Below are 14,109 nucleotides of genomic sequence, written 5' to 3'. Positions count from 1 at the left end.
TCAGACCAGCACCGGCTCCAGCTCGGTCTCGGCCGCGGCCGGCTGCTTAACCGAGCGCAGCGACCACAGTGCCACCGGGATGCCGAGGCCGACCAGGATCGCGGCCACCACCAGTGAGAACTGGTAACCGGCCAGGTACCGGTGCAGCTCGGTGCCGGTCGCGGCGTTGGACCGGTTGGTCAGGATCGCGCCGAGGATGGTGATGCCGAGCAGGCCGAACACCTCGCGCGAGACGTTGAGCATCCCGGAGGCGATACCGGCCCGGCCGGGCGGCATGGCCCCGAGGATCACGTTGTTCAGCGGGACGAGTGCGCCGCCGCCGATGCCGTAGAGCATGAACCAGGGGAGCAGGGCGAGATAGCTGGTGCCCTCGCCGTAGCTGGCGATGCCTCCGATCGCGATCGCCATCAGCGCCAGCCCGGCCGCCACCGTGCGCGCGGCCCCGAACCGGGCCTCGATCCGCGGCGCGACGGTCGCCAGCACCGCCATGATCAGGGCCATCGGGATGAACGCCGAACCCGCCTCGGTGGGCGAGAAGCCGAGCACGTTCTGCAGGTAGATGGCCATGTAGAAGTAGATGCCGAAGACGCCGAACGCCCACAGGCCCATGACCAGCAGACCGCCGGAGAACACCCGGCTGCGCAGGAAGCTCAGATCCATCATCGGGTTGGCGGAGCGGTTCTCGATGACCACGAACGCGATCGCCGCCGCCGCGGCGAGGCCGAAGGCGGCCAGGATGGTGCCCGAGGTCCAGCCGTCCGACTCACCCTCGATGAGGGCGTACGTGAGGGCGAACAGTGCCAGTGACGAGGTGACGACGCCGGGCAGATCGAGGCCTCGGGATTCGCCCCGGCGACCGGCCGGAAACGAGACCGCGGCCAGCACGGCGGTGGCCACCCCGATCGGCGCGTTGATCAGGAAGATCCAGCCCCAGGAGACGTGCTGGCTGAGGATGCCGCCGGTGAACGGGCCGATGGCGAGGGCCAGCGCGCCGACGCCACCCCAGATGCCGATCGCGGTGGCGCGCTCGCGCGCGTCCGGGAAGAGCTGGGTGATCAGGGCCAGGGCGGCCGGGGTCAGCAGGGCCGCGCCGATGCCCTGGACGGCCCGGGCGCCGATCAGGAGCTCCTCGTTCTGCGCGAGGCCGGCCCCGATCGAGGCGAGGGTGAAGACGGCCAGGCCGCCGAAGAACGCACCCCGGGTGCCGAGCACGTCGGCGATCCGGCCGCCGGCCAGCAGCAGGCCGGCGAAGACCAGGACGTACGCGCTGGTGATCCACTCCAGGCCGGAGATGGTCAGCTGCAGGTCGCGCTGGATCGACGGGAGGGCCACGTTGACCACGTTGTTGTCGAGGTAGGTCATGAAGGTGCCGAGCGCCACCGCCACGAGCGCCCACCACCGCCGGTTCTTCTCCACGGGTTCCCCCTGTACGTTGTCCTTGTACGTCGTACATGTACGAGGTACATGACACCTGTACGTTGTATGGTTGTCAAGTGGCAGGGGAAAAGCTGAGCCGGGCAACGGTCGTCGAACGGGCCTTGCGCCTGGGCGACGAAGAGGGCGTGGAAGCGATCACCATCCGCCGGCTCGCGCAGGAGCTGGGCGTGACGCCGATGGCGCTGTATTGGCACTTCAAGAGCAAGGACGAGCTGCTGGTCGGCATCGTCGACCACGCGCTGGCCTCGCTCCGCGCCGACCGCTCGGCCGCCGACCCGTGGGCCAAGCAGTTGCGGGCCATGGTCGAGGTGCTCGTCACCGTCATGCGGGAACACCCGAGCCTGCCCGACCTGATGCACTCGGTGGCCAAGGACGAGGGAGAGAGCTTCCAGCGCGCGACCGAGGACGCTCTCGCCCTGCTGGCCGCGGGCGGATTCGGCGTCGAGGAGGCCTACTGGGTGGCGTCCTACCTGTTGCACGCCGCGATCGGGGCGGTGAACGCGCAGCCCGGCTGCCCGGCCACCGTGCCGGTCGACGAGGCCCCGGAGTGGCGCCGGAAGAAGCGGCTGATGCTGGAGAGCCTGCCGGCCGACCGGTTCCCGATGATGGTGGCGTTCGGCGCCACGTATTCCCGGGCGCCGGACACCGAGCACTACTTCTCGTTCTGCGTCGATCTGATCATGGCCGCGGTGGAGTCGATGGCCCCGGATCGACGTAACGTCGAGGCGTGACTCGAGTCGACTTCTATTTCGATCCCGCCTGCCCCTTCGCCTGGATCACCTCCCGCTGGATTCTCGAGGTCGAGAAGCACCGGGAGATCGATCTCCGTTTCCACGTGATGAGCCTCTACGTGCTCAACGAGAACCGTGATCTGCCCGAGAACTACCGTGAGCTGATCGACCGCTCCCTCGGCACCGTCCGGGTGGTCACCGCGGCCGCCGCCAAGCATGGCGAGAAGGTCCTCAGCGATCTTTACACCGCCCTCGGCACTCGCATCCACAACCAGGACAACAAGGATTTCCCGGTAGTGATCCGGGAAGCACTCGCCGAAGTTGGTCTTCCCGCCGAATTGGCCGAGGCCGCATCGAGCAGTGAATATGACGAGGAGTTGCGGCGCAGTCACCATGAGGGCATGGACCCGGTCGGTGAGGACGTCGGTACGCCGACGATTCATATCGATGGAGTCGCATTCTTCGGGCCGGTGCTGTCCAGCATTCCGCGTGGCGAGACGGCCGTGAAGGTCTTCGACGGTGCCGTGGCACTCGCGTCGTACCCGGAATTCTTCGAGCTAAAGCGAACGCGTACCGGTGGCCTCAATTTTAACTAATGACCCAAAACGGGCGTGATATTGCCCGTATTGGTCAGTATTTGAGGCTTATACGCCAGTCGGTACCTGCGGCGGGGGTAACGGTGCGAACGGTTGAACCGCAAGGGTAAAACCGGTCGAAGCCCCCGCCGTGGGGCCGGGCACCGGATACGGACAGTTATTTCTCTCCGGCGCATTCAAGAATGGGGCATCGGGGACCGTATTGTGACTCGCGCGGAGGATGCCCCCATGCCTTCGTACGGAACGTTCGCAACCCGTGAATTCACCTGGCTATTGCAGGTTAATGAACGGCATGTTTCGCGAATGGCTGTGCTGGAGAGGATCAAGGACCCGGTGGACCAGATCGATCTGTACCCCGCTCAGACCCCGGCTGCGAGCCGCACGATCAGCGTAGTGATCTGCAGCTACGCGGACTGGCGCTGGGACGACCTCCAGCGCGCGTGTGTCTCGGTCCTCGAGCAGCTCGGCGAGGGCGACGAGCTCGTGGTGGTGGTCGACCACAACGACGGTCTGCTGGCCCGCGCCCGCTCCGAGTTCCCCACCGCCCGCGTCGTCCCCAACGCCGGCCGCAAGGGCCTCTCCGACGCCCGCAACACCGGCGTCGAGACCAGCCGCGGTGACGTGATCGCCTTCCTCGACGACGACGCGGTCGCGCGTCCCGGCTGGGTCACCGGCCTCCGTACGGCCTTCGCAAGCGACGACGTCGCGGTGGCCGGCACCACGGTCCGCCCCAACTGGGAGGGTGGCAGCGCACCCCGCTGGTTCCCCGAGGAATTCGGCTGGGTCGTCGGCTGCAGCTACCGCGGCCTGCCCGAGGAGAAGACCACCATCCGTAACCCGATCGGCGCCTCGATGGCGGTGCGCCGCACGATCTTCGGCAAGGTGGGCGGCTTCTCCGACGCCATCGGCCGGGTCGGCACCAAGCCGGTGGGCTGCGAGGAAACCGAGTTCTGCATCCGGGTCTCGGCCCACGACTCCACCTATAAGGTGGTGTTCGATCCGTTCTCCGCGGTCGATCACTACGTGCCGGCCGTGCGGCAGACGATGAAGTACTTCGTGAGCCGCTGCTACCACGAGGGCCGCTCGAAGCGCATCGTCTCGATGCTGCAGGGGACCGAGGCCGGTCTCTCCTCGGAGCGCAAATACGTCCGGGTGACCCTGCCGTCCGCGGTCATCAAGGGTGTCACCGGTGCGGTCCGCCGCCCGGCCGGGCTGCTGCGCGCCGGAGTCGTCGTGATCGGCCTGAGCAGCACGGTTCTCGGCTACGTGGTCGAGTCCCTCCATCGAGGTCAGGTGACGGTCGGCGGCCACTGAGCCGGCCGCGTAACTTTCCTTCCGAGCGCCACCTCTGGACACCGATGGAGCCCCGTATGTTGACCACCACCACCGCGCGCACCGGGGTCTGGTGCTGCGATTTCGAGATAGCCGGCGACGGTCCGGCGACCTCGATGGTGGACCCGACCGACGAGACCACCATGCGGGTGCTCGTCCGGCTGCACGGCGAGCCACTCGGCTACCTGGCGCTTCCGCGCACCGGCACGCCGGCCGACGTCGAGGCGATCCGCCGGGTCCTGTGGTCCACGTTCGGTGACGCCATCGCGGAGCACCTGACCGCCGAGGGCCTGCCAGTTCCGGCCGAGGCCGCACGGGCCGGCTGGATCGCCCCGGCCCAGCCCGGCACCTGCCCGAACAAGACCGAAGCGGCCGGCCTGGTCAGCGTGGTGGTCTGCACCAGGGACCGCAGCGGAGCCCTGCCCGGCTGCCTCGACCGGCTGGCCGCGGTCACCTACCCCGACGTCGAGTTCGTGATCGTCGACAACGCGCCCAGCGACGACTCCACCGAGCGGCTGGTCGAGAAGTACGCCGCCGACGACTCCCGGTTCCGCTACGTCCGCGAGGCTCGTCCCGGACTGTCGTGGGCCCGTAACGCCGGCCTCGCCGCGGCCAAGGGCCGCTACATCGCCTACACCGACGACGACGTCGCGGTCGACACCGGCTGGGTGCACGGCCTGGTGCGGGGCCTGAGTCGCCGCCCGGACGTCGGCTGCGTGACCGGGCTGGTCTGCACCGCGCAGATCTCCAACCGGTCCGAGGCCTACTTCGACGCCCGGGTCTCGACCTGGTGGAGCCGGTGCAAGCCGCAGCTCTACGACATGTCGGAGAAGGCACGCTACGGCGTGCTCTACCCGTTCGCGGCCGGCCTGTTCGGCACCGGCGCCAACTTCGCCTTCGACCGGGAGCTGCTGCTGCGGCTGGGCGGCTTCGACGAGGCCCTCGGCGCCGGCACGCTGACCCGGGGTGGCGAAGACCTGGACATCTTCGTCCGGATCCTGCTCGACGGGCGGGCGATCGCCTACGAGCCGTCCGCGGTCGCCTGGCACCACCACCGGGCCGACGACGAGTCGCTGCTGCGCCAGATGTACGGCTACGGCAGCGGCCTGACGGCCTACCTGACCAAGCTCCTGCTGGACCACACCACCCGCCGCGAGGTTCTGCGCCGGATCCCGGCCGGTCTGCTCCACCTCGCCCGGGCCAACCCGGCCACGATCCGGCAGCTCACCGGCGTCGTGCCGGCCCCCCGCGGGGTCCGGCGGCGCCGGCTCGCCGGTCACCTGGCCGGTCCGCTGCTTTACGCCCGATCCCGCCAAGCCGTACGCCGATCGGCCGTAGGCTCTTGACCATCACCGCCTACCGCCTGACCACGGCGCCGGCCGAGGAACCGAAGGCCACGGCCTTCACCGACTCGCCGGGGCAAACCGCCCCTGCCCGTCTGGTCCTCTCCTCCCTCAGCCTGCTGTTCCTGTTGGTCGGCCTGGTTGGCCTGATCGCCGGCATCGAGGCCCTGCGGGTCCTCGGTCTCGGCGGTTATTTTCTGCTCGGCACCGGGGCCGCCCCCTGGGCGCTGAACCGCAGGATGGGCCTGTCCCTGCGGACCATGGCGGCCACCTCGGGATCCCTGGTGATCCTGATCCTGGTCTCGATCCTGATGATGTACGGCGACGCCTGGCATCCGTCGCTGGCCGCCACGATGATCATCCTGGTCACCGCGCCGGTGCACGTTCTCGGCGTACTCCGGGCGGTCCGCGATCGGCCGCTGCTGCCGCTCCGGCCCTGGCCGGCCTTCCGGCCGCCGCTGGCCATCGCGGCCGGCGGCGCGATTCTCTGCCTGATCGCGGCACTCACCCACCGGCACCTCGACCCGGGCATCGGCGGCTTCCTCACCCAGATCGGCCCGATTTGGTACGTCGGTCTCGCGCTCATCCTGATCGCGCTGGCGATGGCCCGCTCCGGCGACGAGATGGTGCTCGCCGTCGGCGTCACCCTGCTGATGCTGGTGCTGACCGGCACCGCCGCGCTGGTCTACGACGCGCCCCGGTCGCAGTCGGCCGCCAAGCACCTCGACTTCATCCAGCAGATCCGGCAGAACCACCACCTCGACTCGTCGGTCGGCGTCTACAACAGCTGGCCCGGCTACTTCTCGTCGATGGCCTGGTTCTCCGACGTCACCGGGCTGCGCGATCCGCTCGGGCTGGCCACCGCGTGGCCGGTGCTGATCGGCGTGAGCCGGATCGCGGCCATGCGCTACCTGGCCGGCCAAGTGCTCAGCGGCCGGGTTCTGCCGTGGCTGGCGGTCCTGCTCGGTGTGCTCGCCGACCCGATCGGCGCCGACTACTTCTCGCCGCAATCCGTCGGCTTCGTCCTCGGCCTGGCGATCTTCGGGCTGGCGCTGTCCAAGCTGCCGACCTGGCCGCGGCTCGGCGGCATCCTCGCCATCGGTGCGGCGGTCACGGTCACGCACCAGCTCAGCCCGTACATCATCGGCGGGACGCTCTGTGTCTTCGCGGTGTTCCGGCTGCTCAAGCCGTGGTGGTTCGCGGCCGCGCTGATCGGTGAGGCGTTCGCCTGGGCCTTCCTGCACTGGAGCGACCTGGGCGGGTTCGTCTCGCTGGGCGACGTCGGCAACGCCAGTAACTTCCGCCCGCCGGAGACCGCGGCCACCACCGGCCTCGAGCGGTTGCCGATCGTCGGCCTGGCCTCCTACACCCTGGCCGCCGGCATTCTGGTGATCGGCCTGCTCGCCCTGGTCACCCTCGCCCGCCGGTGGAAAGACCCGGCCGCCTGGGCCTTCGCGCTGGCGCCCTCGGTCGGCGTCGCGGTTCTCGCGGTCAACGCGTACGGCAATGAGGGGATCTTCCGGGCCGCCCTGTTCGCGATCCCGTGGCTCTCGATCCTCGCGGTCAGCACGTTCGCGAAGCTCGGCACCCGACGGGTCAACCTCGGCCTGGGCGCGGTGCTGGTGACCCTGGCGGTGACGTTCAACATCGCGGCGTTCGGGATGGACGCGTCGGCGGTGATGCGGCCGTCCGATCGGGACGCCGTCAAGTGGTTCGAGGCGCAGGCGCTGCAGCGCCAGAACACGGTGAGCTACCTGCTCGTCGTCGGCCCCGGCGACCTGCCGAACGGACCGCCGACCGAGGCCGGCACCTACGTCACGATCGACCGCGAGGACATCGATCCGCAGGCCTACACGCTGACCGATCCGGCCGACACCACGATGACCCGGATGACCGGCCAGCTGGTGAAGTACGGCGACGCCAACACCACCGGCGCCTTCCACCTGTACGCGGTCTGGTCGCCGACCAACGAGTACTACGGTCTCGAATACGGCCTGCACACCAAGGCGCAGTTCACGGCGCTGCGGGACGCGTTCAGCGCCTCGTCGCTGTGGACGAAGGCTTTCACCGAAGGCGATACGGTGGTCTGGGAGTACACCGCGGGTACGGGGACGGGTTCTTGATGGCCGGCACGTCAGTCGATACTTCAGTCGAGCCCGAGGAGAAGAGCCACGTCGCTCAGCTCTTCGGACGGGATTCGGCCTACCTGGCGATCTGGGCGGTGCAGCTGCTCTGCGCCGCGCTGCTGACCCCGATCCTGACCCGGGTGCTGGGGGCCGAGCAGTTCGGCGCGGTCACCTCGGCCAACGCGGTCATGCAGATCATCTTCATCCTGGCCGGGTTCGGCCTGCAGGAAGCGGTCCAGCGTGAGCACTCCGGCCACGACAACCTGCTCGGCGCGCGCCGCCTGATCGGGTTCGGCCTGCTGGCCGGCGCCGCACTCACCTTCACCGGGTGGGCGACGGTCGGCCTGTGGAGCGGGCCGCTCGGTCTGGCCGACAGCCTCGGCACGGTCAAGCTCGCGGTGATCTGGGCCGGGTTGTCGGCGGTCACCAACGTCTCGCTCGGCCTGCTCCGCAGCCAGGACCGGCTGGCCGCGTTCGCCGTGGTCGGCCTCATGCAGTCGGTCGTCGCCGAGGCGGTCAGCCTCGGGTTGTCCAAGGCCATCGCGCCGACCGCCAACAACTTCATCTGGGGCCAGACGATCGCCCAGGGGCTCGCGCTGCTGATCGCGCTGGTGCTGATCCCGCCGGCGTTCGTCCGGCCGCGCGACGTCGAGTTCATCGGCCGGTCGCTGCTCTTCGCGCTGCCGCTGGTGCCGTCGACGCTGGCCACGTTCGTGCTGACCAGCTCCGACCGGCTGGTGGTCGAGTCCGCGCTGGGCAGTGCCGAGGTGGCCCGATATCAGGTCGCCTACAACGTCGCCGGCATGCCGATGCTGTTGCTGTCGGTGCTCAGCTCGGCCTGGATGCCGCGGTTCTTCAGCATCGAGGAGGAGGGTCAGCGCGGCGCCGTACTGCGGGACAGCCGCGACGCGCTGAGCCGGTTGATGGTGCCGGTGATCCTCGGCTTCGGCTTCGGGGCGCCGCTGGTGCTGCGGGTCTGGGCCCCGGCTGAGTACCGTCCGGACGACCTGCAGGTCCTGGTCAGCGTCGTACTGGTGACGGTGGTGCCGTTCGCCGCGCAGCTGGCCGTGACCCGCACCCTGATGACCTACGGCCGCACCGGATCGATCGCGCTGGCCAACTTCCTCGGTGCGATCGTCAACCTCGGGCTCAACCTGCTGCTGATCCCGCACTTCGGGTTGATGGGCTCGGCGATCGCGACTCTCATCGCGTACATCATGGTGTGGTTGTTCCTGGCCTGGGCCGGTAGGGACGTCTCGCCCGGACGCGCGCCGATCAGCCTCCTGTTGCAGATGGTCGGCGCCTGTGCGATCGCCCTGATCGCCGCGACCGTCCCGGAGAGCCTTCCGGTGCTGGCCGGCCGGGTGATCCTGGGCATTGCGACGGTCGGCTGGTTCGTGATGATCTTCCGGCAGATCAGCAAGACCCCGGTGCACGAGCCGTCGGTGGTCGAGGAATCCGTCGAGGTGCCGATGCTCACCGAGGTCACCACGTTCTCGGCTCGGGTGCCGGTGCGTGTTCCGGCGATCGGCCGCGCCACCGTCAAACGACCCGCCCGGTTGGAAGAGACCGCCCGCATTTACTACGGAGGCAGATATATATGACGCCGCTGGCCGTCGCGGTCCTGGCGCACGCGGATCCCGCGCACCTCGGACGGTTGGTCAACGCGTTGCCGTTCATCCCGATCGTGGTGCACTGCGATGCGCGCACCCGTGCGGCCACCTTTGCCGCCATGCGGGAGAGCACCCGGACGGGCAACGTCCGGTTCAGCGCGCGGCAGGCCACCACGCTGTCGAGCTGGTCGCTCGTGCTGGCCGAGCTCCAGGCCGTCCGGGACGCGCTGACCTGGACCAACGCGCGGCACATCGCGGTGCTCTCCGGCGCCTGCTTCCCGCTGCTGCCGGTCGAGGAACTGCACGACGAACTCGCCCACTGGGAAGGGCGCACCTGGATGTGGAACGTCCCGGTGCCGTACCAGGACTGGGACACCCCGCGGCAGAAGGACGGCGGGATGTGGCGGTTCCGGTACCGCTACCTCACCCGCAACAACCAGAGCCTCTACATCAAAGGCTTCCCGTTGCGCATGCCGTGGCCCCGGCAGATCCCGGCCGAGCTGACCCTGCGGGCCGCCTCGCAGTGGAAGATCTACAGCCGGGAGCACGCCACCCGGCTGCTCGAACTCGTCGACGAGCGGCCCGACCTGATCAAGTTCTGGAGCAGCACGCTGGTGCCGGACGAGTCGTTCGCGGCATCGATGCTGGGCAGCCGCACCCTGTTCGGTGAATCCGCGCTCCCGCTGAACGCCTCGGGGGCATGGTACCTGGACTGGCCGCGAGCGCACTCCTATCACCCCCGCTGGCTGAACGAGGAAGATTTCGACCGCCTCAAGGTGGCCCGCTGGGCGCCGTCACAGCACCCGCACACCCAGGTCACCGAGCAGGCCGGGCACCGCAAGCTGTTCGCCCGCAAGTTCCGGTCAAGCGACGGCGCCACCGTGGTCGATCGCATCGCCGAGGAGCTGCTGCCAGGATAGGGGCATGACCTACGTGGTGGTGGGCGGCGGCCTGGCCGGTGCCAAAGCGGTGGAAACCCTGCGTGACGAGGGCTTCGCCGGTCCGGTCACGCTGATCGCGGCCGAGACCGAGAGGCCGTACGAACGTCCGCCGCTCTCCAAAGGTCTGCTGCTCGGCAACGACCAGCCGGACAGCGTCTACGTGCACGCCCCTTCGTGGTACGCGGAACACAACGTCACGCTGCTCACCGGCACCACCGTCACCGGCCTCGACCGGGCCACCAAGACCGTCTCGTTCGCCGGCGGCGCGGTCGAATACGACCGCCTGCTGCTGGCCACCGGGTCCAGCCCGCGGCCGCTGCCCGGCGCGCTGACCCTGCGCACCCTGGCCGACTCGCACCGGATCGCCTCGGCGGTCCGCGAGGGCTCCCGGGTCGTGATCGCCGGGGCCGGCTGGATCGGCCTGGAGATCGCCGCGTTCGCGCGCAGCCGCGGCGCCGAGGTGACCGTGGTCGGCAGCACCGAGCTGCCGCTGCAGAACGTGCTCGGCGCCGAGATCGCCGCGGTCTTCGCCGACCTGCACCGGGCCAACGGCGTGACCCTGCTCGGCGGCACCCGGGTGGCGGCCGTCGAGGGCGACACGGTCCGGCTCGCCGACGGCAGCACGCTGCCGGCCGACGTGGTGATCGCCGGCATCGGCGCCACCCCGAACGTGTCGCTCGCGGTCGACGCCGGCCTCGCCGTCGACAACGGCGTGCTTGTCGACCGGCGGCTGGCCACCAGCGATCCGGACATCTTCGCGGCCGGCGACCTCGCCAACGTGGACCACCCGCTGCTCAAGCACCGCATCCGGGTCGAGCACTGGGCCACCGCGCTCAACTCCGGCCCGGTCGCCGCCAAGGCCATGCTCGGCCAGGACGTCTCCTACGACCGGTTGCCGTACTTCTTCACCGACCAGTTCGACCTCGGCATGGAATACATCGGCTGGGTCGCGCCCGGCGCCGAACCGGCCGTGGTCGTCCGTGGCGATCTCGCGGCTCGGGAATTCATCGCGTTCTGGCTGGTCGACGGCAAGGTGGCGGCCGGTATGAACGTCAACATCTGGGACGTGGTCGAGCCGATCGAAGCCCTCATTCGCTCCGGCGCGGTCGTTGATCCGGCGCGCCTGGCCGACCCGGGCGTCGAGCTGTCTGACCTGTAGGCCAAGTCGCACTTCCGGTGCGCCCTCGAACTGGCAGATCGAGGACGCTGGCGTTATGGACGGCTGGCACGCCCAGGTGCTTACGCACGATCGACGTGGTCCCGACGTCGCCGTGTTCACGTGCCGTACGGGCGTGCCACTGCCGTTCCACGCCGGACAGCACGTGACGATCGAATGCCCGTACCGTCCGTGGCAGTCCCGGGCGTACGCCATCGCCAACGCCCCGAGGCTGGACCGAACGCTGGAATTTCATGTCCGGGCCGGCGGCCCGGGCGGGGTTTCGGCGGCGCTGGTCCGCCGTCTGAAACCCGGCGACATGCTGCGGCTCAGCGAGCCGCACGGCTCCCTCGCCCTCGACCCCTACTCGCGCCGCGACGTGATCTTCGTGGCCGGCGGCACCGGCCTGGCCCCCGCCAAGGCGCTCATCGACGAGCTGTCCCGCTTCAACCGCACCCGCTGGATCCACCTGTTCCGCGGCGAACGACGAGGCGGCGACTTCTACGACCGGGCCGACCTGGAACGCCTGGAACGCCGGCATCCGTGGCTCACCGTGATCAGGGCGACCAGCGAGGAACCCGACGAAAACGGTGCTCAGGGCACCGTCGCCGACCTCCTCACCCAGCACGGGCCCTGGCCCGACCATGACTTCTACGTCTTCGGCTCGCCGTCGATGGTCGAGTCGACGCTGCACCACCTCGACCGGATGGGGGTGCCGGCCGACCGCATCCGTCACGGTGCGTATGACCTCACCCGGGCGGACCGGCCAGCCCGGACACCCTGAGCACCCCATCGCGCAACGGCACTGCGTGCCGCTGACGCGTCATCCAGGATGCGGCATTTGCCATTCGCGCCAGGCGCTGCATGGTCCGGCGACGCTTCTGGCCGTACGCCGTCAGCTGGCCTACCCCGACCGGCCCTGGATGTGGAACGGCGACTGACATTCCTATGTAGAGTTTGATCGTGGACCGCTTTGACACCTCGGTGGCGCACCCGGCCCGGCGCTACAACTATTGGCTTGGCGGCAAGGACCACTTCGCCGCCGACCGCGAGTCCGGCGACCTGATCGTGCGGGCGTTCCCGACCGCGCGCACAGCGGCGCTGGAAAACCGTGCCTTCCTGCGCCGAAGCGTGCAGTTCCTGGCCGAGTCCGGCGTGCGGCAGTTCCTGGACATCGGAACCGGCCTGCCGGTCCCCGACAACACGCACGAGATCGCCCAGCGGATCGAGCCGACCGCGCGAGTGCTCTATGTGGACAACGACCCGATCGTGATGACCCACTCCCGGGCCCTGACCATCGGCAGCCCCACCGGCCGCACCGGTTACGTCGAGGCCGACCTGCGCTCGCCCGAGGTGATCCTCGGCCACCCCGAACTGCGCAAGGTGCTTGACCTGCGCGAGCCGGTGGCTTTGCTGCTGGTGGCGGTCCTGCACTTCCTGCACGACGATGCGGAGGCCGAGCGGGTGGTCGGCGAGTTGCTGGCCGCGCTGCCGTCCGGCAGCTACCTGGTGGCCAGCAATCTGACGCTCGACTACGCCCCACCGGAGCAGGTGGCCAAACACGAGGAGCTGCTGGCCGCAGGCCGAACCGACGCCCGAGCCCGAAACCGCGCCGAGTTCGCCACCTTCTTCACCAACCTGGAACTGGTCCCGCCCGGAATAGTCGCGGTAAGCGATTGGCAGCCGTCCACCGACACCCGCCCAACCGCCGCCGAAGTCTCCATCTACGGCGCGGCCGCCCGCCTCCCCTAGACGTTCCCCGCGCGACGGCAGGGTGCTGAGGCGGTTACCTCCGGCTGGGGTATGGCGGTCCGCTCCAGGTTCGGCCGCCTTTAGCGATGGCGGGGTGTGGCGGTCGCTCAGGGTTCGGCCGCCCTTAGCGATGGCGGATATGCCCGCCTGCTGCGGCTGGCTTCGCGATGACGGGGCCCAGGGGTGGCAGCGTCCGGTCACGGATCGCTTCGGGCCGCCGACGAGCTAGGCGATGGCGGGTGCTGGGGCGGTTGCTTCCGGGGCCAGGCTGGCGCGGGGCGCTGACCAGATGGCGGCGTTCAGCGCGGCCCAGGCGGCGCCGATCACCACTGCGGCGACCGTCTCGCTCATCCGGCTCCACCCCAGGTAGACCCAGGCGCCGCCGCAGGTCGCCACGTAGATGGCGGCCGCGGTCCACACCGTGACCCGCCACTTCCAGGGCAGATGCCCGGCGAGCATCCAGGCCAGCAGCCCGACCGCGGCCGCGAGCTGAGCGGTGTGCCCGGCCGCCCGCGACGCCATCATCCCGGCCACCTCGAACGGGATGTACCCATCGAACTCACTGACCGCCGGGAACACCACGCTAGTCGGCGGCTGCCCGGTCGCCCAGACCGGCGGGGCCACCGCCGCGTAGACGGCCGCCAACAGCACGACCGGCAGCACCGGCCCAACCGCCGTGAGCAGCCCGACGTCTGCCCCACGCCGATGCCGCATCCACCACCAGCGCCCCACCGAAACCACCGCCGCGACCCCGAACAACACCCCCGGATCCGCAAAGGTCGCCGCATCGAGCGCGAACAGATAGCCGTCAGACGTCCACTGCGACCGAGCCCAGTTGGTGATCGCGATGTCGGCGTCCCCAAGCCCACTGAACCGAACCACCACCGGAACCACCAGAACAAGCAGAGCCGCCAGCGAAAGAAGCGCCCCCACCCCAAGCCCGAGATCCACAAGCGACCGAGCCGTAACCCGCCGCCCCCGAACCCACCCAACAACCCACCCAACCGCTTCCCGAACCCATCCCGCGATCCGCGCAACGCCGGTCCCCGCGCCGTTCCTGGTCCCTGCGCCGCGGTTGGTCC

General features: G+C 69.6%; 12 protein-coding genes. 10 read left to right on the top strand and 2 right to left on the bottom strand.

The genetic code is table 11. From position 1 onward, the window contains the following. Positions 1-1,416: an MFS transporter gene (locus Ate02nite_RS11580; RefSeq protein WP_239147314.1), complete on the bottom strand. Its 1,416-nt coding sequence runs from the start codon at positions 1,414-1,416 to the stop codon at positions 1-3. Positions 1,417-1,493: 77 nt separating this feature from the next. Between Ate02nite_RS11580 and Ate02nite_RS11575 the strand changes: the two genes are divergently transcribed. From Ate02nite_RS11575 to Ate02nite_RS11530, 10 genes are all read left to right on the top strand, one after another. Then, the gene (locus Ate02nite_RS11575) at positions 1,494-2,168 is read left to right on the top strand and encodes a TetR/AcrR family transcriptional regulator (protein WP_239147313.1); all 675 of its coding nucleotides are present in this window, start codon (positions 1,494-1,496) and stop codon (positions 2,166-2,168) included. Beyond that, the gene (locus Ate02nite_RS11570; RefSeq protein ID WP_203803662.1) at positions 2,165-2,764 is read left to right on the top strand and encodes a mycothiol-dependent nitroreductase Rv2466c family protein; all 600 of its coding nucleotides are present in this window, start codon (positions 2,165-2,167) and stop codon (positions 2,762-2,764) included. Before Ate02nite_RS11575 ends, Ate02nite_RS11570 begins: the two co-directional genes overlap by 4 nt. 303 nt (positions 2,765-3,067) lie before the next feature. Continuing rightward, a complete protein-coding gene (locus Ate02nite_RS11565; protein ID WP_203803648.1) occupies positions 3,068-4,078 on the top strand; it encodes a glycosyltransferase family 2 protein in 1,011 nt (336 codons plus the stop codon). Between the two features lie 56 nt (positions 4,079-4,134). Then, a complete protein-coding gene (locus tag Ate02nite_RS11560; protein WP_203803646.1) occupies positions 4,135-5,442 on the top strand; it encodes a glycosyltransferase family 2 protein in 1,308 nt (435 codons plus the stop codon). Next, on the top strand, positions 5,439-7,562 hold the full coding sequence (locus Ate02nite_RS11555; RefSeq protein ID WP_203803644.1) for a hypothetical protein: 2,124 nt from the start codon (positions 5,439-5,441) through the stop codon (positions 7,560-7,562). The genes Ate02nite_RS11560 and Ate02nite_RS11555 overlap by 4 nt, the downstream gene beginning before the upstream one ends. Further along, a complete protein-coding gene (locus Ate02nite_RS11550) occupies positions 7,562-9,169 on the top strand; it encodes an oligosaccharide flippase family protein (RefSeq protein WP_203803642.1) in 1,608 nt (535 codons plus the stop codon). Before Ate02nite_RS11555 ends, Ate02nite_RS11550 begins: the two co-directional genes overlap by 1 nt. Beyond that, positions 9,166-10,098 (top strand): beta-1,6-N-acetylglucosaminyltransferase, encoded by a 933-nt coding sequence (locus Ate02nite_RS11545; protein WP_203803633.1) that lies wholly within the window; start codon positions 9,166-9,168, stop codon positions 10,096-10,098. Before Ate02nite_RS11550 ends, Ate02nite_RS11545 begins: the two co-directional genes overlap by 4 nt. A gap of 4 nt (positions 10,099-10,102) precedes the next feature. Then, positions 10,103-11,278: an NAD(P)/FAD-dependent oxidoreductase gene (locus tag Ate02nite_RS11540; RefSeq protein ID WP_203803632.1), complete on the top strand. Its 1,176-nt coding sequence runs from the start codon at positions 10,103-10,105 to the stop codon at positions 11,276-11,278. Positions 11,279-11,333: 55 nt separating this feature from the next. Further along, entirely contained in the window at positions 11,334-12,059 is a 726-nt protein-coding gene (locus Ate02nite_RS11535; RefSeq protein WP_203803619.1) for an FAD-binding oxidoreductase, read from the top strand. Positions 12,060-12,238: 179 nt separating this feature from the next. Continuing rightward, entirely contained in the window at positions 12,239-13,027 is a 789-nt protein-coding gene (locus tag Ate02nite_RS11530; RefSeq protein ID WP_239147312.1) for an SAM-dependent methyltransferase, read from the top strand. Between the two features lie 225 nt (positions 13,028-13,252). Here Ate02nite_RS11530 and Ate02nite_RS11525 read toward each other — a convergent pair whose 3' ends face one another. Next, positions 13,253-13,912 carry a hypothetical protein gene (locus tag Ate02nite_RS11525; RefSeq protein WP_203803614.1) on the bottom strand — a complete coding sequence of 220 codons (660 nt, stop codon included), beginning with the start codon at positions 13,910-13,912 and terminating at the stop codon, positions 13,253-13,255. Between the last annotated feature and the right edge of the window lie 197 nt (positions 13,913-14,109).

Origin of the sequence: Paractinoplanes tereljensis (genome assembly GCF_016862435.1) — a bacterium.
Taxonomy (GTDB): Bacteria; Actinomycetota; Actinomycetes; order Mycobacteriales; family Micromonosporaceae; genus Actinoplanes; species Actinoplanes tereljensis.
This window is presented reverse-complemented; position numbering and strand designations above follow the sequence as displayed.